The sequence below is a fragment of the Winogradskyella vincentii genome (assembly GCF_020166345.1).
GTDB classification, from domain to species: Bacteria; Bacteroidota; Bacteroidia; order Flavobacteriales; family Flavobacteriaceae; genus Winogradskyella; species Winogradskyella vincentii.
Genome location: NZ_JAIUJS010000004.1, coordinates 218351 through 242221, shown reverse-complemented (window position 1 = coordinate 242221; position 23871 = coordinate 218351). Strand labels below are relative to the sequence as shown.

General features: G+C 33.8%; 25 protein-coding genes and 2 pseudogenes. 12 read left to right on the top strand and 15 right to left on the bottom strand.

Translation table 11 applies throughout. The features are described from left to right. Positions 1 to 162: 162 nt before the first annotated feature. Both LBV24_RS09685 and LBV24_RS09680 read right to left on the bottom strand, forming a co-directional pair. Positions 163 to 1251, bottom strand: a complete 1089-nt coding sequence (locus LBV24_RS09685; RefSeq protein WP_224478447.1) for a hypothetical protein — start codon at positions 1249 to 1251, stop codon at positions 163 to 165. A 175-nt stretch (positions 1252 to 1426) separates the two neighbouring features. After that, positions 1427 to 3235 (bottom strand): serine hydrolase, encoded by a 1809-nt coding sequence (locus LBV24_RS09680; protein ID WP_224478446.1) that lies wholly within the window; start codon positions 3233 to 3235, stop codon positions 1427 to 1429. A 180-nt stretch (positions 3236 to 3415) separates the two neighbouring features. Here LBV24_RS09680 and LBV24_RS09675 point away from each other — a divergent pair, with 180 nt between their 5' ends. Genes LBV24_RS09675 through LBV24_RS09640 form a run of 8 tightly spaced genes read left to right on the top strand, consistent with a single transcriptional unit; the run spans position 3416 to position 8077 of the window. Next, positions 3416 to 3838, top strand: a complete 423-nt coding sequence (locus LBV24_RS09675) for a DUF2141 domain-containing protein (protein ID WP_224478445.1) — start codon at positions 3416 to 3418, stop codon at positions 3836 to 3838. A 13-nt stretch (positions 3839 to 3851) separates the two neighbouring features. Beyond that, positions 3852 to 4478, top strand: a complete 627-nt coding sequence (locus LBV24_RS09670; protein ID WP_224478444.1) for a hypothetical protein — start codon at positions 3852 to 3854, stop codon at positions 4476 to 4478. A gap of 16 nt (positions 4479 to 4494) precedes the next feature. Further along, positions 4495 to 5850, top strand: coding sequence for a histidine kinase (locus LBV24_RS09665; protein ID WP_224478443.1), 1356 nt, complete (start codon positions 4495 to 4497; stop codon positions 5848 to 5850). An 11-nt stretch (positions 5851 to 5861) separates the two neighbouring features. Beyond that, a complete protein-coding gene (locus LBV24_RS09660) occupies positions 5862 to 6173 on the top strand; it encodes a 2TM domain-containing protein (protein WP_224478442.1) in 312 nt (103 codons plus the stop codon). An 8-nt stretch (positions 6174 to 6181) separates the two neighbouring features. Continuing rightward, entirely contained in the window at positions 6182 to 6520 is a 339-nt protein-coding gene (locus LBV24_RS09655; protein ID WP_224478441.1) for a 2TM domain-containing protein, read from the top strand. 2 nt (positions 6521 to 6522) lie between these two features. After that, positions 6523 to 6846 (top strand): 2TM domain-containing protein, encoded by a 324-nt coding sequence (locus tag LBV24_RS09650; protein ID WP_224478440.1) that lies wholly within the window; start codon positions 6523 to 6525, stop codon positions 6844 to 6846. Beyond that, positions 6846 to 7322 carry a DUF2306 domain-containing protein gene (locus LBV24_RS09645; RefSeq protein WP_224478439.1) on the top strand — a complete coding sequence of 159 codons (477 nt, stop codon included), beginning with the start codon at positions 6846 to 6848 and terminating at the stop codon, positions 7320 to 7322. The genes LBV24_RS09650 and LBV24_RS09645 overlap by 1 nt, the downstream gene beginning before the upstream one ends. Next, positions 7322 to 8077, top strand: coding sequence for a LytR/AlgR family response regulator transcription factor (locus LBV24_RS09640; protein WP_224478438.1), 756 nt, complete (start codon positions 7322 to 7324; stop codon positions 8075 to 8077). The genes LBV24_RS09645 and LBV24_RS09640 overlap by 1 nt, the downstream gene beginning before the upstream one ends. On the opposite strand, the gene LBV24_RS09635 is transcribed toward LBV24_RS09640, so the two are convergent. Next, positions 8069 to 8497: a DnaJ domain-containing protein gene (locus LBV24_RS09635; RefSeq protein WP_224478437.1), complete on the bottom strand. Its 429-nt coding sequence runs from the start codon at positions 8495 to 8497 to the stop codon at positions 8069 to 8071. The two genes, LBV24_RS09640 and LBV24_RS09635, sit on opposite strands and share 9 nt — an antisense overlap. Before the next feature lie 51 nt (positions 8498 to 8548). After that, positions 8549 to 9721 carry an LETM1-related biofilm-associated protein gene (locus tag LBV24_RS09630; protein ID WP_224478436.1) on the bottom strand — a complete coding sequence of 391 codons (1173 nt, stop codon included), beginning with the start codon at positions 9719 to 9721 and terminating at the stop codon, positions 8549 to 8551. A 142-nt stretch (positions 9722 to 9863) separates the two neighbouring features. On the opposite strand from LBV24_RS09630, the pseudogene LBV24_RS15315 reads away from it, so the two are divergent. From LBV24_RS15315 to LBV24_RS09615, 4 genes and pseudogenes are all read left to right on the top strand, one after another. Continuing rightward, positions 9864 to 10139 (top strand): annotated as a pseudogene (locus tag LBV24_RS15315) (DUF4331 family protein); the annotation flags it as partial. 84 nt (positions 10140 to 10223) lie between these two features. Then, a pseudogene (locus LBV24_RS09625) lies at positions 10224 to 11102 on the top strand (DUF4331 family protein). A gap of 72 nt (positions 11103 to 11174) precedes the next feature. Beyond that, a complete protein-coding gene (locus LBV24_RS09620) occupies positions 11175 to 12449 on the top strand; it encodes a tetratricopeptide repeat protein (protein ID WP_224478435.1) in 1275 nt (424 codons plus the stop codon). 2 nt (positions 12450 to 12451) lie between these two features. After that, positions 12452 to 14671, top strand: a complete 2220-nt coding sequence (locus tag LBV24_RS09615) for a TonB-dependent receptor (RefSeq protein WP_224478434.1) — start codon at positions 12452 to 12454, stop codon at positions 14669 to 14671. A gap of 213 nt (positions 14672 to 14884) precedes the next feature. Here the strand turns inward: LBV24_RS09615 and LBV24_RS09610 are convergent, their stop codons facing one another. The 11 genes from LBV24_RS09610 to LBV24_RS09560 all read right to left on the bottom strand — a co-directional run bounded on the left by LBV24_RS09610 (position 14885) and on the right by LBV24_RS09560 (position 23808). Then, positions 14885 to 15874 carry a 2-hydroxyacid dehydrogenase gene (locus tag LBV24_RS09610; RefSeq protein ID WP_224478433.1) on the bottom strand — a complete coding sequence of 330 codons (990 nt, stop codon included), beginning with the start codon at positions 15872 to 15874 and terminating at the stop codon, positions 14885 to 14887. Between the two features lie 61 nt (positions 15875 to 15935). Then, positions 15936 to 16598 carry a hypothetical protein gene (locus tag LBV24_RS09605; protein WP_224478432.1) on the bottom strand — a complete coding sequence of 221 codons (663 nt, stop codon included), beginning with the start codon at positions 16596 to 16598 and terminating at the stop codon, positions 15936 to 15938. Between the two features lie 502 nt (positions 16599 to 17100). After that, the gene (locus LBV24_RS09600; protein WP_224478431.1) at positions 17101 to 17280 is read right to left on the bottom strand and encodes a hypothetical protein; all 180 of its coding nucleotides are present in this window, start codon (positions 17278 to 17280) and stop codon (positions 17101 to 17103) included. Next, complete coding sequence (locus LBV24_RS09595; protein ID WP_224478430.1) at positions 17277 to 17447, bottom strand: hypothetical protein; 171 nt, start codon at positions 17445 to 17447, stop codon at positions 17277 to 17279. The genes LBV24_RS09600 and LBV24_RS09595 overlap by 4 nt, the downstream gene beginning before the upstream one ends. Before the next feature lie 166 nt (positions 17448 to 17613). Beyond that, positions 17614 to 18402: an anti-sigma factor gene (locus tag LBV24_RS09590; RefSeq protein WP_224478429.1), complete on the bottom strand. Its 789-nt coding sequence runs from the start codon at positions 18400 to 18402 to the stop codon at positions 17614 to 17616. Between the two features lie 2 nt (positions 18403 to 18404). Next, the gene (locus LBV24_RS09585; RefSeq protein ID WP_224478428.1) at positions 18405 to 18935 is read right to left on the bottom strand and encodes an RNA polymerase sigma factor; all 531 of its coding nucleotides are present in this window, start codon (positions 18933 to 18935) and stop codon (positions 18405 to 18407) included. Positions 18936 to 18996: 61 nt separating this feature from the next. Next, positions 18997 to 20361, bottom strand: coding sequence for an alpha/beta hydrolase family protein (locus LBV24_RS09580; RefSeq protein WP_224478427.1), 1365 nt, complete (start codon positions 20359 to 20361; stop codon positions 18997 to 18999). Between the two features lie 11 nt (positions 20362 to 20372). After that, complete coding sequence (locus tag LBV24_RS09575) at positions 20373 to 21173, bottom strand: formylglycine-generating enzyme family protein (protein ID WP_224478426.1); 801 nt, start codon at positions 21171 to 21173, stop codon at positions 20373 to 20375. A gap of 9 nt (positions 21174 to 21182) precedes the next feature. Further along, positions 21183 to 22592: a hypothetical protein gene (locus tag LBV24_RS09570; RefSeq protein WP_224478425.1), complete on the bottom strand. Its 1410-nt coding sequence runs from the start codon at positions 22590 to 22592 to the stop codon at positions 21183 to 21185. A gap of 85 nt (positions 22593 to 22677) precedes the next feature. After that, entirely contained in the window at positions 22678 to 23259 is a 582-nt protein-coding gene (locus LBV24_RS09565; protein ID WP_224478424.1) for a superoxide dismutase family protein, read from the bottom strand. A 57-nt stretch (positions 23260 to 23316) separates the two neighbouring features. Beyond that, on the bottom strand, positions 23317 to 23808 hold the full coding sequence (locus LBV24_RS09560) for a YdeI/OmpD-associated family protein (protein WP_224478423.1): 492 nt from the start codon (positions 23806 to 23808) through the stop codon (positions 23317 to 23319). Between the last annotated feature and the right edge of the window lie 63 nt (positions 23809 to 23871).

The following is a 23871-nucleotide window of genomic DNA, read 5'->3' as shown; positions in this document are numbered from 1 at the left end:
CAGTATGACGCACAACGGTGTTGTGTATGGTTAGCTGTGTATTTTAGCAACTAATTTAGCAAACAAATCACAGATAGAAAATTCCAGCGGAATTTTCGTAAGTCGGCAGTGACCAAGCAATTAATTATGCACGGTGTTGTAAGTAGTTTTAAATTAATTAAACTAATAATATTCAATAATTCGTTCAATCAAATAGTTTGGTTTGTTTTTTTTGTCAAAGTGGATACATTTTATCCAATGCCCTCTGCTATTACTGGTGTATTCAAGAGTAATATTTCTCACAATTTTATTTTTTTTACTAAAGGTGTAACGTTTAAGTTCTCCCTTTGAATTGTATTCATATGTTGTTGTTCGGTTTGGAGAAATCCAACGGTTAGTGTATTTCGTTAATATGCCATCAATATTTTTTACTATTCGCCCCTTCCGAGATAAATTGCCTTCATTAAAGTATTCAATATCATGGATTAACCCATCACTTAAATACTTATGTTGTTCTGTGCTTATCGATGTATAATTTTTATGGAGGGAATTAATATAGTTGTTGATATTTGTAACTTTACTAATCTTATTTTCTTTATTGTATTGATATTTAATCGAATGTATTATAGAGTCTGGTTTGTAAGGAAATGGATTTATAGAATTTATTAAATATTTTTCTTCGACCAATTTATTTTTACCATTGTATAATCTGTAATAATTATTCAATTCTAGTTTACAACTTTTAAATTGATTTAGTCCAGTTGAATCATTTTCTAATAAATAATAATTGTTGTAAACCTTGTCGATTAGAGATTCATATGCATAATAATTACTATCTAATACATAATTTAATTTTGGTTCAGAAGCTTTCATCTTTTTGGTTTCAATATTACCTTGGATATCATAAGAGTAATAAATGATAATACTATCCTTTGATCTTGCAGGATCAGGATAAAGAATCTTTTTAATTATTTGATTTTTAGAATTGTAATACGTAGTATCTTTTTGATTAGAGTTATCTTTTTTTATTAAGAGTCCATGTTTATTGTAATAAAGCTTTGCTAAAGGATATTGTATTGGATAATAATCATAAAGTATTGTGGGCTTACTTTTGATTACCTTGTCATTCTTTGTTTTTACCTTAAAGACTTTAAAAGCCAAACTTTTTATAGAATCGGATTTGCTCACGACAATATTGAGTTGAGCTCTAGACTGTAGGCTTATAAACAAAATTGAAATTGCCAATAATAATTTAGAGATTTTCATTTCCATATTATTAAATTTAAAAAGCTCTTTTAGTTCGAATTTTGAAATCAAAAATGAAAATTCACATCCTAAAGAAATTACTTACAACGGCAGGATAAAAACATTGTTTTTATTCCCACTATGTTTTATCCTTTTTAATTAGAATAAAAATGTAAGATTTAGAATGCGTAGCCTTACATATTTATTCTTCTTTTCGAGTGCCTTTAAATGTGCCGTTTGGCTGTATAAATTTAATCTCGCTAATCTTACCATCGGTTTCTCTAAACTCTACTTTAAAGCCTTCTAAAGTCTTAAAATTAAATTTATGTTCTGCTGTTGGTACCAGTTCATATTCGGGTTGGCCAGGTACAAAAACATAGAGCACGTTTTCGTCCTTGATATAGGTTTTAATTTCGGTGCCCATTAAATCGTACAGGCCTACATACTGCTCTAAAGTGGTAGCATCTACATCTATGGTATTTGGTGTGCGTTTAAAGGCTATGGGATCTGTCATAGGCTCTATATTGGCCTTCATATAATCTATATCGCCAGCCACATTAGTGGTAAACGTTACTTTTAGTGCACCACCAATCTGAGATTCTTCAATCTTTCCATCATTAACATCTATAAGCTCAAAAGTGTCATAGTGGTAATGGTGCAGGTATTGTCTGTTGTTATCCAACTCTGCATACATCGTATCGTTTTCTACAACAACCTCAAACTTACCATAACCTTGATGTTCGTAAAAACCAGTATAGTCTAGCAAAATATGTGATGGTTTTGTCCCTTTAACATTAGCATCTTCTTTGCCACCATCTTCTGCTTTCGCTCGGGCTTCAAGAGCCTTTTCAACATCCTTTTTATATTCTTCTGCCCATTCTGTTTTTTCAACCTTAAGCATATGATCTGCCGCAATGCTTCTTATTAATCGTGGTACCGCAGATCCATTTTGGTTGGTTAGTACCACTATACCTATATTATCCATAGGATATAAGGCTACGCTCGCTGAGAAACCATCTATGTTACCACCATGTTCTACCAAGTAATGCCCTTTATAGGAGTGTAAAAACCAACCGTAACCGTAATTGGCATATTGTACGTCTGGTAATTCCTCTGACGGGAAACCTGCTGCGGCAACCATTTGCGAGCTCATAGCTTCTTGTATATAATCTTCTGGTAAAATCTGCTCTTCACCAAGTTTACCTTTATTGAGCCATAACATCATCCATTTGCTCATATCATTAACACTACTGTTAATGCTTCCGGCTGGTGACATGCCTGAGATGTCGTAATAGTCCATTTTCTTAACCATTCTATCTTCATCGAGTCGGTAACCCACGGCAATGTTGCTAGAGCTTTTCCAGCCAGCCAAGTTGGTTTTAGAACGGTCCATACCCAATGGCTTAAAGAATTCTTCTTCAATATTGCGTTCCCAAGATTTACCTGTAAGTTTCTCAGTGATAACGCCTTGTAGTAAAAAACCAAAGTTATTGTAATACCAACGTTGGCGTACACCTGTAAATGGTTCGTGATACTTCATACGTGCCACTAATGTGTCTTTGTTTTTATTTGGGAAAAAGTACCAAGCACCATCGTGTCTTGGTAAGCCTGTGCTATGGCGCATCAAGTCTTTAATGATAATATTGTTATTCATATCACCATTATAAAACTCTAATCCTGGGACATGCTGTATTGGGCTGTCGTCAAAATCTAGTTTGCCTTCCTCACGCAATAAGCCCAATAAAGCTGAGGTAAAGGCTTTGGTTGAGGATCCAATGGCATATAAGGTATTGGCATCTGCTGGTAATTTCTTTTCATAATCTTTATACCCAAATCCTTTGGCATAGACAATTTTATCGCCTTCAACAATGGCAACTGCAAAACCAGGTGCTTTACTGGTCTCTAAAATAGAATTGAACTGTTTTTCTATACCCTTTAATCGCTTGTCGGTCTGTGCAAAAGCGAAGGTGATACATAGGGAAAGGATAAATAAAATGGAAATACGTTTCATATTTGGATTGGTTTAATGGTATGATATGCTATAAGTAGCAAAATGTTATAACAAGTTACTGATTTTTGAGGTGAATTTTTAGAAAATTACAATTCGTCTGTAAAATTTTACAATTCGGTAATATGGGTTTTAAAAAACTGGAAATGTGTCGGATATTTGTATCAAATAAAAAAGTAAGTCATGAACGTGTTAACAAAAATTGCAATTATCATCATATTGAGTCTGGTATCTTATATATCAAATGCACAGAAGGGATTTAAACTAACTGTGCATATTGAGGAAGCAAATAGTAATGAAGGTCAAATGATGATTGCGCTTTATGATAGTGAATCGGATTTTTTAGATAAAACCTTTAAAGGTACCAAGAGTGAGATTAGCAATAATGGATGTACGGTAACCTTTGAAAATGTACCTGAAGGGACCTATGCGGTTTCCATTTTTCATGATGAAAACAAGAATGATAAATTAGATAGCAATTTTATTGGTATCCCAAAAGAAGATTATGGATGCTCAAATAACGCCAAAGGTTTTATGGGACCTCCAAAATGGAAAGATGCCAAGTTTGAATTAAAAGAAGATAAATCAATAACAATAACACTTTAAAATCAATCAACAAATGAAAGAATTAATCATCATGGCTTTGTTAGTCGTTACAGGAATGACTCAAGCACAGACTAATTACGAAAAAGGAATGGCAAAGGCGTTTCAGCTTTGGGAAGCTGATCAATGGGATGAAGCAGAGAATTTATTTGTACGAATCTCAAATGCTGAAGAAAATGAGTGGTTGCCAAATTACTACGTTGCTTTTATGAACAGTTTAAAAAGCTGGAATGTAAAAGACGAAGCGATCTTAAAAGCACAATTAGACAAAGCCCAGGAACACCTAGATATTGCAATGACAAAAAGCGAAAATAACCCAGAGCTAATGGTAATGCAAGCACAAGTTTTAACCAATTGGATTGCTTATGATGGGATGACCTACGGTATGAAATACTCTGGCAAAGTAAGTGAGCTTTACTCCAAGGCTTATGCAATAGCACCAGAAAATCCTAGAGTAGCATATTGTAAGGCAAGTTGGGCTATGGGAAGTGCGCGTTATTTTGGACAAGATACTAAACCATTTTGTGCCTCTATTGAAGCGACAATAGAACTTTTTGATACCTTTAAAGGAGAGAGTGAGTTTCACCCAAAATGGGGAAAGGATAGAGCAGAGGGTGACATTGCTGCTAATTGTAAAGAGTAATAAAACTAGATAAGAAATGTTTAAGTCAGTTAAGAGTATTGTCGTTGTTTTTATAATTGGATGTGGTATCTATGCCATCAGATTTTTCATGGTAGTTAATGAGGTTAACTATGATGACATCAATCTATACCTAATTGATTTTGGCATTACACAGTTGTACACGTTTGCATTAAGTTATGTCAACTCCTTGTATTTTGATTTTATCCAAAAACTAAAAATCAGAAATTACGATGTACTAAAACGCATTATCTATGGTATATCAGGCGCAACTGTAATTACCTTGGCTACAATATTTATAATGAGAATATTGGTCTTGGTCTTTTTGTACGGTCAGTCCTTTAAGACATTTTTCCAAAACGACGGATGGAGTGGCTATGCATTTGGCCTGTGGATAACACTAAGCATTTTATCAATATTTTATATTACTTATTTCTACAACCGTTATCAGAAAAATAAGGTTAAGGAGCAAAAAGTAATTGCAGGTGCAGCGAGTGCTAAGTTTGATGCTTTAAAGAATCAATTAGATCCACACTTTTTATTCAACAGCCTGAATGTATTAACAAGTTTAATTGAGGAAAATCCGGATAGTGCACAGAAGTTTACTACCTCTTTATCTAAGGTCTATCGCTATGTATTAGAGCAAAAGAATAAAGAACTGGTTACTGTAGACGAAGAATTAAAGTTTGCAAGAACCTATATGTCGCTATTAAAAATGCGATTTGAAGATAGTATCATTTTTGAAATTCCGGATAAGGCTTCAAACCCAGAAAACAAAGTTGTGCCGTTGTCCTTACAGTTGCTTTTAGAAAACGCTGTAAAACATAATATGGTTACCTCAAGTAAACCATTGCACATAAAAATATATGAAGACGGAAATCATCTGGTAGTGATGAATAATCTTCAGCCAAAACAAATCGTAAAGAAGGGTAGTGGTGTTGGATTAGAGAATATTAAACAACGCTATGCACTTCTTACAAAGAGAAAAGTTTACATCAATCAACGAGAGAAGGATTTTGCAGTAGCAATTCCAATGCTCACAAAACAAGTATCAATCATGAGAACATCACAACAATCAGACGAACGACTGCGGGACGATTACGTAAGAGCACGTAAGCGCGTAGACGAATTAAAAGGATTTTATTATAGCTTAATTTCCTATGTAATTGTAATACCATTTTTATATTTTATCTGGCGCACTTTTACACCATTCACCATCCAATGGTTTTGGTTTCCGCTAATATTTTGGGGATTAGGATTAGTATTTAATGCTTACCGAGTCTTTGTAGATCAAGGCGCATTAGGAGCTAAGTGGGAAGAACGCAAAATACAGGAGTATATGCGTGAGGAAGAACAAAAAAATCGTTGGAATTAATTTGTGGAATTATGAAAAATCAAAACACTAATTTAAGTTATATAAAGGCTAAAAACCGCGTGGAACGTGAGAAGGGCTTTTACACACACCTAATTATTTACTTACTTGTAAATATTGTATTAACCGGATTTAAGGTTTGGGGCGATTTAAGCAGTTGGGATAGTTTTATAAATGAAATTCTAACCATAAACGTACTGAGCACATGGGTAATTTGGGGCATATTTATAGTGCTACATTTTCTATCGGTTAAGTTTGGACAAGCGTGGGAAGAGCGAAAAATAGAACAGATTATGAATGAAGAATTATCTAATAATTCAAAATAGAAAATATTATGGAAAAGTATAGTATAGAGCCTTATGGCAAAGAAGATAATGTTTCGGATTATAGAAAAGAAGAAGCATATTTAAGAGCAAAAAAGAAAGTAGAATCGTTAATAGGATTTTATTGGCACTTCGCAGTTTACATTGTAGTAAATGCCTTTTTAATTATTCTCATAGGCGTTAATGCAGGTTTTGATGGTTTCGGACCATATGCAACTGCAGTATTTTGGGGAATAGGTTTATTCTTTCACTTTATTGGTGTGTTTGGACCAGATTTCTTCTTTGGGAAGAATTGGGAGAAACGCAAGATCGAAGAGTTTATGGATAAGGAACGCAAGAACTGGGAGTAGCCATGACAGAATTCAATGAACAAGAAAGCCTCATTAGAGCAAAGAAAAAGGTTAAACAGATTCAGATTTTTTACCTTCATTTGGTAGGCTACCTAGTGGTAGTTAGTTTGATTCTGTATAACTTTTATATTATGGACGATGGTCCACACAAAAAGGCCGTTACATGGGTTAATACGAGTACCTTAGTAGGTTGGACAATTTTTATAATCATCCATTGGTGGCGAACATTTAAAGGAAGATTCTTGTTTAAAAAAGAATGGGAAGATCGAAAGATTGAAGAATACCTTAATAAAAATACAGAGGAGGAAACAACAATGTGGGAATAATGGACTATCTCAGTCAAATCATACAAAATTGGGTAGGTTGGTTTCACTTTATAACCTCAGTATTGGCCTTGGTAACAGGTACCATAGTATTGCTAAATAAAAAGGGTACTGTATTCCACAAACGGACAGGTTATGTTTATGTAGCATCTATGTTAATGTTAAATATCAGTTCATTTTTTATAGTCAATTTTGAAGGCTTTAGTGTCTTTCATTTTTTCGCTATTGTAAGTTTGATTACTATTTTTGGAGGTATGATACCTGCATATAAGCGAGGTAAAAATTGGTTGGCCTATCACTTTTATTTTATGAGCTGGTCTGTAGTTGGTTTATATTGTGCTCTTTGGAGCGAAGTAGGAACCAGATTTGTAAATAACATGAAGGATTTTTGGTGGATGGTTGCTCTGGCTACCTTTATCACAGCCTTTATTGGTGCAAGAATTATTAATAAAGAAGCAAAAAAACTGAATTTTAAATAATGAATGTAATCATAATTGAAGACGAAAAACCTTCTGCAAGACGCTTACAGCGCATGTTAAGTAGTATTGGGATAGAAGCTGAAACAATGTTGCACTCCGTAGAAGAATCCATAGATTGGTTTCAGAATAATGAACACCCAGATCTTATATTTTTAGATATTCAACTTAGTGATGGGCTTTCGTTTGAGATCTTTGAAACACTCGAAATTAATTCTGCAGTTATATTCACTACGGCATACGATGAGTATGCACTACAAGCCTTTAAGCTAAACAGTATAGATTATTTGCTCAAGCCAATTGATGAAGATGAATTACAAGCGGCCATAAAACAATATAAAAGCACTACGCAACAACAAAAGTCGGTAACATTAGACTTTAATGACATTAAGAAACTCTTGGTTAACCCAATTGAACGTGAGTATAAAAAGCGTTTTTCCGTAAAAGTTGGCCAACATTTAAAGCTGATTAATATTGAAGATATAGAATGTATTTACAGCGAAAACAAAGGTACTTACGCACATACGGTTGAAGGCAGAAATTATCTTTTAGATTTAACTTTAGATCAGTTGGAAGATGAGTTAGAACCTCACATGTTTTATAGAATTAGCCGTAAGTTCTATGTGAATATTAATGCAATTAAAGATATTATTAGCTATACCAATTCTAGGCTTCAGATAAAACTCAACCATTATAATGAACAAGATGTTATTGTGGCAAGAGAACGTGTAAAGGATTTTAAAAACTGGCTAGAATAAATCAAGCAATTCATCTAAGTCGTCCGTAAGCCCATCTATTAAATTATCAGAGAATATACTACCAAGTATATCACCATTGAGTACAAAAATATCTAAAAGTAAAAGTTCTTCTAGCCCAAAATCTTCCCACTTCTTAGACTTCTTTTTGGCTTCCTTTTGCCAATCTTTATATTGCTCCTTTTGCTCAATAATCACGGGTTTGTTTGTAGCTTCAAACTCTAGCATTTCATTATAAGCCTTACGTTTCTCAGGATTAGATAGTATATCAAAAGCTTCTACAATTTGTTCAAAACGTGTTTTTGCCTCAGGTGATTTATTATTGTCTGGATGATAGAGAGCAACCTCTCTTCTAAACGCTTTTTTTATGTCGTTGAGGTCTGCCTTTGGATCAATTTTCAAAAGCTGGTAATAGTTAGTCATAATTCTATAGCTTATACTTATGAGTAACGGTAGGAGGAGAAATGTTACAATTTAATCTTCTTCGATTCTATTATCATCAAAAGCAGATGGCAATAATTTTGGAATAAACTTTACAAATAGTGGTAGTAAAAGCATGCCACCTGGCAACATAAAAATAGCTAAACTAGGTATGGATTTAAAGATATCTAACAATTGAGTCTGTATCTTCTTTTGCTCATCGTCAGTAAGATGTCGTTGTGTAGATTGTGCTAGTAATGACATGGCTTCCTTGCTTTCAGACAGTTCTCTTATTAACCTTTTACTATTTCTTTTAATAAGTCTTGTCACTACCTTACTGCTATTGTCATAAAAACTTTGAGCCAGATTTTTTGAACTTAAAAATGCTACATCTTCCTTGTGTTCGTTGTAGAATGTGTTTATATCATCTACAGACTGTGTAATAACGCTGTTGTCAAGTGCTAAACTCGATTTTAATTCGCTCAAAAACTCACGCTCAGCCTTGTCAATAACCTTGTCAGTCCATGATGCCATACACACAAGATCAACCACATAGAGTTTTTCTAATGGCGTTGTGATAAAAGATATTGCCTCATGATAAGATGGTGGCTGTGATTTTTTATGTCTAATTGAACCTTCAAACAACTTAATAAGGTTTTGATCGTAATGGGATTTGTTTACTTTTTTCTCCATTACCGAAAAAATGATTGTCTCTAAGGATGCTTCGAGGTTATTTACATAGGTCTTAATGCTATTATTGTCGAGTAAAAAGCGCTGGTAGCCTAAAACGTCTACAAATAGTAAAGCATTTATTAAAAAGTAATTGAAGCTTTTGGTAATAAAATTATCATCAACATGAATACGTTTATGTATCATTTTCTCCAATAAACTATCCGAAGAATTATCGCTAAACAATTCTTCAAAAAACGATCTCTTTTTTTCACTAATGGCTTTGTAATAACCAATTAAGCTTTCAATAAAATCTTGATTGGTATTCGCTTTTTTATAGATAAAATAATAGGTGAGAAGCAGATTAATTTTACAGCGTTCTTCCTCAGTTAAATCAAATGGTTTTACAATATCCAAGACCACTTTGATATTGCTTCCGTATATGAAACCGGTTTGCTTAAGTTTGATGTAAAACTCAGTTAATTCGGTATCTGAATACATAGTTTCAGAAACTTCCTTAATTAATTTTTTTATCCAGCCGTGAGCTGATGGATTCATGCGCATTTAATTAGAATTATAAAGGTACTTCTTTCTGCTAAAAAACCATCAATTTTTTATTTAACAAAATTTTAACAAAACCGCTATAATCAAAATCTCGTAGGTAGAGCAGAGACAATAATAATTAACAAAATCTCAAATTATGAAAAAAACAAAATTTTTAATTGCATCAGGAATATTGGCTGTGGTCACACTTGTTGCAATTGCAGCAGATCATATAGATGCTCCTGCTGTTCAAGGTGGTACAAGTGATATCACAGATTTTTACGCCTTTCAAGGTGAAAACTCATCAAATATTGCATTTGTAGCAAATGTACAAGGATTACTAAGTCCTGGAGATGCTACTTCAAATGCCGCATTTGATGAAAATGTGATGATAGAATTTAACATTGACACTACTGGTGATAATGTTGAGGACCTCGTTATCCAGGCAGTCGCCAAAGAGGGTAAAATTTATGTATTTGGTCCTTCAGTTCCAGGGCAGACAGGTTTGAATAGTACGGTGTTATCAAATTCTATCAATCAGTTATCTGTTGATATTACACCATATGGACAAGACGCCATTGTAGAATCTTCTGGTGGCATTATGGCGTTTGCAGGCCCAAGAGATGATCCGTTTTTTATGGATTTTGCTCAATATGGACAGATCATTGCTGGTAATGCTACAGGATTTAATGATCCAGGAAGCGACACCTTTGCTGGCACAAATGTGATGTCTGTAGTTGTTGAGGTTCCAAAATCTTTAATTGGAGGTTCAGGTACTATAAATACGTGGGTTGAAACTAAAAGAAAACAATAATCTTAAATCTTAGAAAATATGAATTTTAAATATATAAAACTGTTTACCATTGCAGTACTGGTAGCGTTTAGTGCCGTAAACTGTAATGACGATGATGATAATATAAATATGCAACCAATGGGACCTGATTTCTCTGGAACTTATACTCAAGAAGATCAAATGGGTAGACCTGCTGTAAATACGGTGTTTGTGTCATCAGGCATGAAAGATATCTTTAACACAACAATTCCATCGCAACAAAGTGCATCGTTTCAATCGATGTTTCAGACAAATTTGGAAGCACTGAGTCCTGCGTACAATGATCCAACGGATGCAAACGCACTTGGATTAACCTCTGCACAATTTACAGGGTTGTTAGCCACAGACGTTCTTAATGTTTCTTTAGATGGTACAACTACCTTCTTTGATGGTACCAATGTATTAACAGGAAGAGCATTAGCAGACGATGTAATAACTGTTGAGTTGCTTTTAATATTTGGTGGTGAGGATTTTTCTGAAAACCCAAGCCTTTCAAATGATAATGTGGATGCCAATGACAAGGCATTTTTAAGCTCATTTCCATATCTGGCTACTCCATGGTAGAATAACTTAAAAATTCTGGGGTGAGAACTATTCTTACCTCAGAATTATTGCTAAACTCAAAAAACAAAACACATGAAACTTTATAAAATTCTATCCCTAATATTATTTTTTAGTCTTATTAATTGTAATTCTTCCATTACTAATAATGAAGATTACAGTACGTATATACAGACCAAACCAAATTTTGATCAATCCTTTGCTAGTGTTGATTTTTGGACAAATAAGCTAAACAAAAACCCAAACCAATATCCTTATTTAGTTAAGCGTGCAAGTGCGTATACTAAACTTTTCAACCAAAAAGGAGAAATCTCATATCTCATAAAGGCGGAGAAAGATCTAGCAAATGCTAATATCGTTACAAAAGAAAAAAATGTAGGCTATCTAAGAAGCCTAGCGTCAAATTATATTTCTCAACACCGCTTTAAGGAAGCACTTGATCTTCTTAACAAAGCAAAGTCAATTGGTGATGAATTATTAAGTACTAGGAAAATGCTCTTTGATACTCATATGGAATTGGGTAATTATATTGAAGCAGAAGCATATTTAAAAGACATTAAAAATCCCTCTGATTTTGATTATAGGATAAGACTTGCCAAATGGGAAGACCATCAAGGCAATTTAGAGGGAGCTGTAGTACAGATGGAAGAGGCTATGAAAATTGCAGAATCATCTAATCTTAAAAGCCTAAAACAATGGTCTTATACCAACATTGCAGATTTTTATGGTCATGCAGGAAAAATTGAAAAATCCTATAACTATTACTTAAAGGCATTAGAATTAGATCCTAATGATGCCTATGCCAAAAAAGGTATTGCCTGGATATTATACTCTTATGAGAACAAACCTGATGAGGCACTGGCCATCTTAAATCATGTGTCAGATTATTATAGCGCACCAGACTATAATTTGTTAGTTGCGGATATAGCATCTTACACAGGTGATATGGAAACAAAGAATAGAAAACTTACAGATTACCAGAATGCTGTTAGAAATAATGCATATGGTGCTATGTACAACAAATACAACGTTTTGGTATATACAGAAGAGCTGTTATTACCAGAATTAGCCGTTGAAATTGCTAAAGAAGAAGTACAAAATAGACCTACGCCAGAGTCTTACGATTTACTGGCGTGGAGCTATTTTCAAATGGGAAATCAACAAAAGGCGAAACAAATAATTGATGCGTATGTCATAGGGAAAACCTCAGAGCCAGATGTTCTTTATCACATTGCTGAAATTCAAAAAGCTAATGGAGAACTAGAATCAGTTAAATCAATAAAACCAGAACTGCTTGCCAGCTTGTATGAATTAGGTCCAACAATGAAGCAAAAAATTAGAAACCTATAATTATGAAGAAGCAATTTTTAGCGTTTTTATTGAGTTTTCTGAGTCTTGGATTAATGGCCCAGACGCTTAAAGGTAAAGTGATCAACGAGATTTCTCAACCAATTGAAGGTGTTTATGTTTTTAACCTAAACTCTGAGAAACATGCACATACCACAGAAAATGGCCAAATTATTTTAGCAGAAACAAAAATTGGTGACAGTATAAAGCTCGGACTTTTGGGCTATAAATCTAAGACCCTCAAAGTTGAGTCATTGGATAAAATTACAATAGTGCTTCAAGAGAAGACCTTTCAGTTAGAGGAAATGGTACTAACGGAGGAGCTCAATACGGTGAGTACAATATCTAGATTAGACCTAAGCATTAACCCGGTTAATTCCTCACAAGAAATATTACAACGTGTGCCAGGATTGTTTATTGGTCAGCATGCAGGTGGTGGAAAGGCAGAGCAGCTTTTTTTGCGCGGTTTTGATGTAGACCACGGAACAGATGTAAGTATTACGGTTGACGGAATGCCAGTAAATATGGTATCTCATGCACATGGTCAAGGTTATAGTGATTTGCATTTTATAATACCCGAAACCATTAATAAAATAGATTTTGGAAAAGGAAGTTATTACGCTGGCAAAGGGGATTTTAATACCGCAGGATATGTGGATTTTTCAACTAAAGATTATCTAAAAGAAAGTAGTGTCACTTTTTCGCTAGGAGATTTTAACACACTAAGAACTATTGGTCTTTTTGATTTGTTGAAAAATGTAAAAAACAAAAATGCTTATTTGGCAGTCGAATATTTAGAATCTGATGGACCATTTGAATCACCTCAAAATTTTACCCGTTTAAATTTAATGGGTAAGTATGTGTTGTTTACACCAGAAGATGATAAGATTACACTAAGCGCATCACACTTTACCAGTCGCTGGGACGCCTCAGGGCAGATACCGCTACGCGAAGTGGACAACGGCAACATTACAAGATTTGGTGCTATAGATGATACCGAAGGCGGTTTTACCGAACGTTCTAATTTTAATATAGCATACAATAAATACATTAATGATAATACGCGTTTTAATGCCAATGTATTTTATTCGCGATATGCTTTTGAGTTGTATTCTAACTTTACGTTTTTTCTTGAGGATCCAGTAAACGGTGATCAAATAAGGCAGAAAGAAGACCGATCTATTTTAGGATTAAATACTGATATTCAATACACTAAATTTCTAGGAGATACCGAGTTTAACCTTAACGGAGGATTAAGTTTTAGACACGATATTATCAATGACATTGAACTTTCGAGAACACTAAATAGAACCACAACATTAGAAAATATCCAGTTAGGTGACATTAATCAGACCAATGTCTCGGCATTTGTAAATACAAGTTTTGAGTTTGGAAAGTTGCGTGTAGATCCTGGTGTAAGATTAGACTATTTTAAGTTCTTGTATAACGACCAACTGCAAACCAATTACGAAACGCAGTCACAGACCAAATCCATATTAAGTCCAAAACTTAATTTTTACTTCGATGCCGATGATAATCTTCAATTATATTTAAAAACAGGAACCGGATTTCATTCTAACGATGCTAGGGTAGTGCTTGCCAATGAAGCAGATGATATCTTACCACGTTCTTATAACGCAGATTTAGGTGGTGTGTGGAAACCAACGCCAGATCTTGTCGTAAAATCGGCATTATGGTATTTATTTTTGGAGCAGGAGTTTGTTTATGTTGGTGATGCTGGTGTTGTAGAGCCTAGCGGTGAAACGGAGCGTTACGGCCTTGATTTTGGGTTACGCTACCAGTTTAGTGATTGGTTTTTTTTAGATGCAGATGCCACATTGACCGAGGCGAGAAGCGTAAATGAGCCAGAAGGTAACGACTATATACCTTTAGCGCCAGACTTTACCTTGGCAGGCGGATTGTCTGTTAATAATTATAAAGGATTTTCAGGTGGACTGCGATTTAGATACTTAGATGATAGACCTGCAAACGAGGATAATAACATTGTTGCAGAGGGTTATTTTGTTACAGACTTTAACGTTAATTATCAACTTAAGGATCTCACTTTTGGGATAAGTATAAATAACCTTTTTGATGTGGACTGGAACGAAACACAATTTGCAACAGAATCTAGATTGCAAAATGAGGCTCAGTCTGTAGAAGAAATTCATTTTACACCAGGTACGCCATTTTTTATTAAAGGTATGGTCTCGTACAGGTTTTAAATATGTAGTCTCAGCCAATTAATAATTTAGGGAAGTAAATTAGTTAGGTTGATTAGTAGCTAGCAAAAAAGATTGGTTTGCAGTTAGGGGCAAAACTAATCGGTATCATGTTTAATCATGATAGTTTTTTGAGTTTTTTTGTTAGTTGAACACCCACTCTTTTGAGTGGGTGTTTTTCATTAGTAGTGGTATTGTTTTTTGTCTCTATAAATCTTAAACTACTTCATTTATTAGCTTGGTCTTTTTATTAAAAGCTTCTAAATTTTCAAGAGTGGTAGTTGTAATTTCCATCATTGCTTCTTTAGTGAAAAATGCTTGATGTGATGTTATTAGCACATTCGGAAAACTCATTAGCCTAAGAATGTCTTCATCTTGAATAATTCGTTCAGATAAATCTTCAAAAAATAAATTTTCTTCTTGCTCATAAACATCAATTCCTAAATAGCCTATTTTCTTAGTAATTAACCCTTCAATCGCGTTTGCTGTATTAATTAGAGCTCCTCGACTAGTGTTAATTATCATAACATCAGTTTTCATTTGTGATATTGAAGCTTTATTTATGATATGTTTGGTGTATTTGTTTAAAGGACAATGCAACGAAATAATATCTGAATTTTTAAATAATTCATCCAGATTCACGTAAGTGATACCATTGTCTTCGAGCACTTCATTCTTATAAATATCATAGGCTATGATTTTGCAACCAAAGCCCTTGATTAACTCACAAAACGTTGCACCTATTTGTCCTGTGCCAATTACACCAACTGTTTTGCCGTGTAAATTGAACCCTATTAAATTTGTTAACGAAAAATTACCTTCCCTTACGCGATTATATGCCTTGTGCGTTTTTCTATTTAAAGTTAAAATCAATGCCATAGCGTGTTCAGCTACGGCTTCTGGTGAATAAGCAGGTACTCTTACAACTTTAATTTTGTGATTTTTGGCAGCAACTAGATCTATATTATTATAACCAGCGCACCTTAGTGCTATTAGACCAATTTTGTTTTTTGCTAATATTTTGATAGTTTCTTCGTCTATTATATCGTTAACAAATGCACAGATTGCATCAAATCCTGATGATAGATTTGCTGTATCCTTATTTAATGAAGTTTCATAATAGTTAATACTAAAGTTAAATTTACTATTATATTTATCGAAGTAAAACCTATCATAAGGTTTTGTACTGAACATAGCAATTTTCATATTGTGATAATTCTAAAATAATTTAGTTAAGATTATCTGTAGGAGATGGGTTGGTCTATAATTACTTATAAGTAAAAATTCGTTTTTCAATTCTTATGAGTGTATCATTAAAAAACATATGTCGTTCTATCCACTCATTATAATTGTCGAATTTTAAATAATTCCAAGTAAATTTACCGTACAAGCTATCGTTATCATCATATTCCACTAAAGAGACAAACTCCTTTTGGTCATTGTATTTATAAACAGCATTGGGTCTAAAAGGCTCGGTTCCTTCAATTGGTCCTTTCTCTTCCGTCTTTCCGTCATCTTTCCACTGATGTATAAAGCCCGAAACAAATTCGTCTTTAGTGTTAAATGATTCGCTCTTTATCAACTCATCCTTGTCGTTATAGGTCATCTTAACGTACTTAACTTTGTCGCCTTCTCCATTAATCCAGTCTATTTGAGTTTTATTACCGTTGTTAAATTGATTAACAAATTGCATCATAATTTGGTCATCTGCAGTGTAATATACTGACTTTGCTTCAAGACCTACATCATTAAACTCCTTGATAATATAACTCGCTAAAGAGCTGTTGTCTGCATTTCCTTCTTTTACGGCATACCGCTCTATTTTTATTTGAGAAAAATTATTGTTTGCTTCTGTTTTCTTTTCTGTCCTATTGTTATCGCATGATGTTAATAGGAGTAGATAGATAAAGACATTTAATAATTGTTTCATGGTTTTTTAGTTCTTACAATAATTATTTCTCGATATTTAAATCTTTTTTGTAGGATTATTTGAATATTAGATATATCAAATTTCACCTTTCAGACATTAGCTTATAAACTCTTCGCTATTATCTTTGCTATCACAATTTTATATAAAATCTAGCTTGGCGCAACTATTTTAATACTTCAAATTACCCGAACAGAAAACGTCAATTCTTGAATGTTTCTTTCACATAAATTGTTTAAAAATGAAATTTTTTACTGGGATTTCAACAAATTTGTCTTTGTTATGGTCAACATCTTTAAAATTACAATTTAGCTAAAAATTATGCATCAACCATACCTAAAACCATATGAGCATTTTCCTTTTCCTTTGAGCATTTAAACTTTAAGATTTAATACTATTTAACCACAGATTGGCTGTTTAAACAAACAATTGAAAAATTAATATTTCATTTATAAAACTTAAGTCTAATCGAATATATTATCAATAAAAAAAAAGACCCTAAATATTATTTTTGAAGGCTATCATCGTTATTTGCTTCCTCGTACTCTTCAAAAATCTCTTCCTCTGTTAATTCAGGATAGTGATTTTCTTTCTGTTTTCTGTGAGATACGTAAATATTCCAGTAAGTGAAGTATATGTATACTGCAAATATAACCGCACCAAAAAATAAAAATCCTTTATTCATGTTGTACGTCTTTGTCTAATTGCTATAGCGAACAACAATATTGTACCTGGCCAATGCGCTGAATATTCAGCTTCTTTTTCCATTCCCAATAGACCTAATCCTACCGAATAAAGTAAACAGATAAATGCAAGGATAATAGGATACCACTTGTAGATGAATTTTTTCATGCTTTTTAAATTTTATGTAACGTTTTTCTGAAAGATACGAATAATAAGTCGCAGAAACCCTGTATTTTATGGCGTTGGGAAAGATTTAAAACAATTTGTTAATAAATGTGAACTAATCTCAGAAGATGAGATTATGATAAAAAAATTGTATAAATAGTTTGTTTCACTAAGGTGTTGTTGGCACTACACCCAACGTATATAATTGCTCCATTGTTGGAGAATCGCTACCACCTTCTGGCTCAAGCGTTATCCCAAATGCCTGACTTTCATTGGCATTGGCGATTGGGAATATTTTATTGTCGTCTGTATTGAAGTTGTCTATGGTACCCAGACTTGTTGGTGTGAGTGGATTTAAGGTCAGCGACCAAACTTGCCATACCTTTCCTTCTGGTGCATTTGGTAGGCCTTCAGCATCTAGATAGATGGTATTATCAGCTTTGTTCCAATATACTTTAGCGTAAGAGGAGGCAAACTCGCCCTGACCACCTAATGGAACGGCTATAATATTTTTGTCCCGAATACTTTCTAAGAGATTTTTTGTATTGGCTAGATTTTCTCTTGCATCTTCAATCTGTATTTCAAGATACTGTTTTTGGGTTTCAACAATTTGTAATTGTTCTTCTAGGGTATTCTTTTTACCTAATGTCCAAAGCAATCCACCAGCTAACAATATTGATGCCGCCCAACCTGTGTAAGAGATCCAATTAGGTTTCTTAGGTTGTAAGTCTACTACTTTAGTGTCATCAATTTTATCTCTAAAAGAATCAAAATCTATGGCATGAGGTGATACTGACGCTGTAAGCTTTACTACAGCCGCCTCTATTTCTAACACCTCTTGTAAAATTTGAGGATGTTTTTGCATAAGCTCATATACCTCCTGATTTTCTTTTTCAGAAAGTTTCCCGGCTACGTATAGCTCTAAAATTCCGGATTCTATGTATGCATTAATATCCATGTTTACAAAACCATATCGCGTAATTGCTTAATACAGTTTCTGTTTCTTGTTTTTATTGTTCCTATTGGTGTTTGCATGGTTTGCGATGCTTCTTTCTGGGTAAAACCTTTAAAATATAGAAGTTCAATAACCTCTTTGCATTTTTCTCCTAACCGTGATACAAATTTTTTAATACCTATGGCATCTGTGCGGCTATTTAGATTTTCATTGCTCTTTATTATATCTACGAAAAAATCGGCATCTAGGTTTTGTTTTTCTTGCTTATAGGATTTTGATCTTACTTTATCAATGGCTGCGTTTCTCGCAATATTTAAAATCCAAGTGAAAAATCGGCCTTTTTTAGAAGAATAGGTACCTGATTTATGCCAAGCCTTGATAAAAACATCTTGCATTAGCTCGTCTGCAATTGCACTGTCTTTTACAATGTTAAAAACAACGCCATGTATACTTTCACCATACATAGTGTACAATTCCTCAAAAGCTGATTGATCCTTGTCTTTGAATCTTATAATTAAATGCTGGATATCTACCATTAGTTTTAACTGACTTGAGGCCTAAAATACAAAAGATGAATTAAATCTTATGACAAAATATTTAATTTCGAATAAAGTTGTACTTGGCTAAAAAATCAATTATTGATACTTGAACACTTGGTGAAATCCTAAAAAAACGCCAATAGGATTGATTTTCATTTAAAGTGATATACTTACCTTTTGTTTCCGTGCCATGTTCGGCATCATGTGCAATTGTAATATTTAATAGCTCCTGTCTGTCACCACTAAATTGTTGCTTAAGCCTCTCCACATTTTCTTTGTAAGGTACAATCCAGTCAATTTCACCATAAATAGCTAGAAAGGGTTTATTAAATGAAGAAAGCGACTTATTTGGATCGTAATTGTGACGTCTTACCCATAAATCGTCAATGCCATTAATACTAGCTGGTACATCTGTGTCATCTAAGAGTTCATTCCATCCATCTCTTTTAGCATTTTCTATTAATGCTTTAAATCTTTTATAATTAGATGGTGTTGCTTCAGCTTTGAACATCATATTGGTATATTCTATAAGATCTGCTTTAGCGGATTCCGGTAATTTGTATACGTCTAATCCATATTCCATGGACTGTATTTGTTGTTCATAGACAGAAGTTGAAGGCCCAACAATACTAATCATAAAATCAAAATCCGTAGATTCTTCTGCCTTTGCGATTACCCATCCACCAGCACTACTGCCAATTACTCCGATATTTTCATACTTGTTATGATGTTGTGCTAGATAATTTTTGCAAGCAACGACATCGTTTGCCAAGTCATCTATAGTTGCAACAGAGCAGTCTCCAGTAGACTTTCCTGTACCTCGTTTGTTAAAGACTAAAACTGAAATACCATACTGTCGCAAAAGTTTGGCATAGAGGTCGTATTTGGTGCTTCCAGCATAGCAACTTCTTCCACCTACAATAATTATGGCTGTTTTATTGCTTTTATCATTTGGTTGGTGCAAATGGCCATAGAGGGATACCTCATCGTTATTTATTGTTACTTCTTCTACAGCATATTTAGATGAAGGAGGCGTCGGGATCTTTTTAAGGTGAAGGTAAATTGCAGGTACACTTTTTTCTATACTTCCATTCAGTTCTAGTGATTTTTCATCTAGACTTAAAATAGCCTTACCCAAACCCGTATTGAATTTAATTTGATTTAAGGAATCAATCTCCACTGGTATTACAAACTCTCCAAATTGTGGATGCCATTCTTCAATAACTTGAAGCGATTTTATCCCGTCATCATCTTTATAGAATTTTACTTCAAATTTTTGAATGCTATTGTTTTTAATAAATCCGCCTTCCCAATAGCCTTCAATTGTATCGTAAATACTGTTGTCCACATTTTGGGCATAGTGTTCAAGAACTATTAGATTAAATATGCATAACACAATAAGTTTTATTGACTTAGTATTCATAGGAATCTGTATTATAAATTTTTAGCCAACCTGAAGCCTGGACCTTCAAAAGTTGGTTTAACATAAGCTCTGCTTGCAGATCTTGAATGCCATGGATCTGCATTATAACTACCTCCACGACCAACTTTTTCAATCCCAGTTTTTGGACCTTTAGGATTAATTCTTTTTTCACTTGTATATTCTTGATGCCAGTCATTGCACCATTCCCAGATATTTCCATTTATATCATAAACTCCTAATAGGTTTGATTCAAAAGAACCAACTGGCGACGTATGAGCAAAACTATCATCATAATTTTTCCATATACCATTACTATTATTAGCATTACCAAATGAAATATCTGCTAAATTTTCATTTTTGGGTTGTCCATCACTCCAAGGATAAGTTCCAGTTTGACCTCCATTTCTAATGACATATTCAAATTCTGCTTCTGTAGGCAATCTATAGTTTTTTGATGAAACCTTATTTAACCAAGATATATAATCCTGTGCATCATACCATGTAGTGTTAATAATTGGATGGTTATCAATCCATCCCCATTTTGGTTGTTTGGGCATGTCTCTATTTGTTGCATTGCAAAACTTTCGATACTCTTTAACGGTTACCTCATACTTGCCCATGTAAAAACCTAAAATTTGTACTTCATGTTCAGGTTTTTCGTCACCCTCACCGGAGTTTTGACCCATTATAAACGTACCACCTTTTATTTTTACCATTGGGTGTTTAACTTGCAATGGTTGTTCATAGGATTTATAACCAAATATAATTGAGGACAGAATCAAATAGATATAGAAATTTGTAGGTATGGTCATACTTAAATATTATTTGGTTTTTAGGTTTAGTTTTTCGGACTTTAAGGTATAAATATTATCGCCATCGGTATACATAAACTTTGCGTTGTTATTGATCATTCTAGCACTCCAGCCATATGGAAGCATTTCTAATCTTGTTGGTTTGCTCCATTCAACACTATTTGAGTTTCCTTGATTGTAACTCACAAAAAATCCTTGGTTATTTTTATCGCCTTCGAGATATCTTGTGAAAATAATGTATTTTTTATCTGACGAGATGTATGGACTAAATTCTGTTCCAGTCTCTGTATTTAAAACATCCAATTTATCAGTTAGTTTCAGTTTATTCTCTTTGAGTTCAACTATAACCAGGTCGCCATTATTTTCTTCAGACTGAAAGCATAGTTCTAAGTCGTTTAACCAGTGAAAATAACCACCATGCAAACCTGAAGTAGCCGTTAAATCAATAACATCAGTCCAATGATTATTCTTTTTATTTGCTAGGAAAATCGTTAATTCATTATCAGATCTTGTACAAAAAATGATTTTATCTCTAGAAGGTGAAATGGCTCCATTATAGATAGTTCCGAGTTCTGTTATTTGTTCGGGTTCGGTATAAATACCGTTTTTTAATTTTGAAATGTAGGGTGTTTGATTTACCCAATCTGACGTTCGAGTGAAAAAGAGCAAAGATTCGTCCCTGGTAAAACTGAAGACATTCTCCGACCATTCTCTTGTAGAGATGAATCCTTCATAAAATCTTCCATTATCTGCGATATAGTCGTTCTCATAATGAATTTCTCTTTTTTGGATTTCCCTAATGGTATCATCCATAATTTTTCTTCGAATAACCCAGTCATTATTTGAGTTTGTAGAATCATATTCAAAGCTCCTGTCGTTATATACTTTACCACTAACACTTGTAAAAAAAATACGTTTTTGGAATCCTTCTCTGGTGTAAAATGTGGAATCAAAACCATGGGATTTGTCTCCAATAAATTCTGCTCGGTAAGTTTTATTGAATTTATTTAGATTGTCAACCATAGTATAATAAACATTACCAATGGAATCTAACCACTTGGTAATCATTGTACTATCATTTCTAAAAGATACTTTTTCAACAGAAAAGTCTGTTGTGCCATCTTCTCTGTACTTTGCCCCTGTCTGAACCCAGTTCTCATCATATTCATAGATGTAATCTGTCATAACCTTTCCTGCCGAATCCAATTCTAACCAACGATATGGTTTTTGGTTCTCATAATTATAAGAGATTTTAAATTTGAAAGGCTTGTCATTTTGAGAGACTGGATACTTGTAATAATTAATTTTATCGAAAACTAAATTCTTTTTTGAAAGACTGTCGGGATTAGTCATTTCTGATTTACAAGAAACAAAGATTGCTAGAAAAATGAGAGAAAATTTTAATAACTGGTGTTTCATGTTAGGTGCGATTCTATAACCTCTCTAAGTTAATAAAAAAAGCCATCAATAATGATGGCTTTTTTTGAGGCTTGTCAGTTTTAAATTACTCAATAATTCCAGCACAACTTACTCTTGCACCTGCTGCACCTGATGGTTGTGAGGTTAAATCATCTTCTCCTTGGTGAACGATTACCGCTTTGCCCATGATATTTTTAGATAAGTCACCACATCCAATGCACCATTGATCCGTTGTAAGTGAAATTTCAGCATTACCTTCTGCATTTGCAGTCATATTACCAATATCTCCCTTATGGAAACCAGACTCTGCTCCCCAAGCACCATGTGGTTGCCCTGTAGGATTCCAATGGCCACCAGATGATTTTCCGTCTGGCGACGAACAATCTGCTTTTTCATGTAGATGAATGGCATGCACACCTTCGGTAAGTCCAGAGAATTTACCTTCCATTGTTACTACACCATCCCTATCGGTAAAAACCACTGTACCTGTAACGTTACTATCACTTTTTGGAGACATCGTTACAGTAATTGATTTTTCGGTTTTGGTTCCTTCTGCCACTTCCTCAACTTCTGTTTCGATAATTTGCTCAGTTTCTTTTTTATCTTCTTTACATGCAGTAGCAAAAATTAGAGTTAATGCTAATGCAATTAGTTTTAAGTGTTTCATTTTAGATGTTTTATTTAGACGTAAGTAAAGTTAAGCAACTGATTGCTTCAAAACAAACTAGAAATGCTTCTTAAGCCAAAGTTTTTGATCCGTAATACCTCGTTTTAAATTTTCAGTGAGTATTAAAGACTTGTCTACACGCGTTTGAGAAGATTTGTAACGTGCTATTGCATAGATGATACTACGCTGTTTTCCAGGCGTTAAGCCTTCAAAAATTAAAAAAGCATCATAATCACTGAGCAATACTGCCTCAAGTTCTTCGCACATTTCAACACCATATTTGGATGTATCTTCAAAAATTTGAAGCATGAAATAATCGTTTATGAAAATGCCAAGATCTTTTTGCTTGCCCTTACTGAAATAAATTCGAAAGAGTTCTGTTTTTTCGTATTTCAATTGTGCATAAAACTCCAAGGATTTATCTTCAAAAGTAGCTTTGACCTTTATTCGCTTATGGTTGTTCTTAATGAACTCGGTAATAAATTCTTTAGGCAAAATAACACTTTGTTTATCTGCAAGGGAAACTTCAAAAGGTTGAGAATTAAGCATCTGCCTATATATTAGGAATCTACATGACAAATATCATATTTTTTAACAAGCCTTACCAGTAAA

Excerpts from the sequence above, each read along its gene's own strand:
- LBV24_RS09565 (WP_224478424.1), bottom strand. The coding sequence starts at position 23,259 with ATGAAACACTTAAAACTAATTGCATTAGCATTAACTCTAATTTTTGCT.
- LBV24_RS09685 (WP_224478447.1), bottom strand. The coding sequence starts at position 1,251 with ATGGAAATGAAAATCTCTAAATTATTATTGGCAATTTCAATTTTGTTT.
- LBV24_RS09575 (WP_224478426.1), bottom strand. The coding sequence starts at position 21,173 with ATGACCATACCTACAAATTTCTATATCTATTTGATTCTGTCCTCAATT.
- LBV24_RS09655 (WP_224478441.1), top strand. The coding sequence starts at position 6,182 with ATGGAAAAGTATAGTATAGAGCCTTATGGCAAAGAAGATAATGTTTCG.
- LBV24_RS09605 (WP_224478432.1), bottom strand. The coding sequence starts at position 16,598 with ATGAAACAATTATTAAATGTCTTTATCTATCTACTCCTATTAACATCA.
- LBV24_RS09640 (WP_224478438.1), top strand. The coding sequence starts at position 7,322 with ATGAATGTAATCATAATTGAAGACGAAAAACCTTCTGCAAGACGCTTA.
- LBV24_RS09585 (WP_224478428.1), bottom strand. The coding sequence starts at position 18,935 with ATGGTAGATATCCAGCATTTAATTATAAGATTCAAAGACAAGGATCAA.
- LBV24_RS09600 (WP_224478431.1), bottom strand. The coding sequence starts at position 17,280 with ATGAATAAAGGATTTTTATTTTTTGGTGCGGTTATATTTGCAGTATAC.
- LBV24_RS09560 (WP_224478423.1), bottom strand. The coding sequence starts at position 23,808 with ATGCTTAATTCTCAACCTTTTGAAGTTTCCCTTGCAGATAAACAAAGT.
- LBV24_RS09590 (WP_224478429.1), bottom strand. The coding sequence starts at position 18,402 with ATGGATATTAATGCATACATAGAATCCGGAATTTTAGAGCTATACGTA.
- LBV24_RS09595 (WP_224478430.1), bottom strand. The coding sequence starts at position 17,447 with ATGAAAAAATTCATCTACAAGTGGTATCCTATTATCCTTGCATTTATC.
- LBV24_RS09615 (WP_224478434.1), top strand. The coding sequence starts at position 12,452 with ATGAAGAAGCAATTTTTAGCGTTTTTATTGAGTTTTCTGAGTCTTGGA.
- LBV24_RS09670 (WP_224478444.1), top strand. The coding sequence starts at position 3,852 with ATGAAAGAATTAATCATCATGGCTTTGTTAGTCGTTACAGGAATGACT.
- LBV24_RS09580 (WP_224478427.1), bottom strand. The coding sequence starts at position 20,361 with ATGAATACTAAGTCAATAAAACTTATTGTGTTATGCATATTTAATCTA.
- LBV24_RS09635 (WP_224478437.1), bottom strand. The coding sequence starts at position 8,497 with ATGACTAACTATTACCAGCTTTTGAAAATTGATCCAAAGGCAGACCTC.
- LBV24_RS09630 (WP_224478436.1), bottom strand. The coding sequence starts at position 9,721 with ATGAATCCATCAGCTCACGGCTGGATAAAAAAATTAATTAAGGAAGTT.
- LBV24_RS09660 (WP_224478442.1), top strand. The coding sequence starts at position 5,862 with ATGAAAAATCAAAACACTAATTTAAGTTATATAAAGGCTAAAAACCGC.
- LBV24_RS09620 (WP_224478435.1), top strand. The coding sequence starts at position 11,175 with ATGAAACTTTATAAAATTCTATCCCTAATATTATTTTTTAGTCTTATT.
- LBV24_RS09610 (WP_224478433.1), bottom strand. The coding sequence starts at position 15,874 with ATGAAAATTGCTATGTTCAGTACAAAACCTTATGATAGGTTTTACTTC.
- LBV24_RS09680 (WP_224478446.1), bottom strand. The coding sequence starts at position 3,235 with ATGAAACGTATTTCCATTTTATTTATCCTTTCCCTATGTATCACCTTC.
- LBV24_RS09570 (WP_224478425.1), bottom strand. The coding sequence starts at position 22,592 with ATGAAACACCAGTTATTAAAATTTTCTCTCATTTTTCTAGCAATCTTT.
- LBV24_RS09650 (WP_224478440.1), top strand. The coding sequence starts at position 6,523 with ATGACAGAATTCAATGAACAAGAAAGCCTCATTAGAGCAAAGAAAAAG.
- LBV24_RS09645 (WP_224478439.1), top strand. The coding sequence starts at position 6,846 with ATGGACTATCTCAGTCAAATCATACAAAATTGGGTAGGTTGGTTTCAC.
- LBV24_RS09665 (WP_224478443.1), top strand. The coding sequence starts at position 4,495 with ATGTTTAAGTCAGTTAAGAGTATTGTCGTTGTTTTTATAATTGGATGT.
- LBV24_RS09675 (WP_224478445.1), top strand. The coding sequence starts at position 3,416 with ATGAACGTGTTAACAAAAATTGCAATTATCATCATATTGAGTCTGGTA.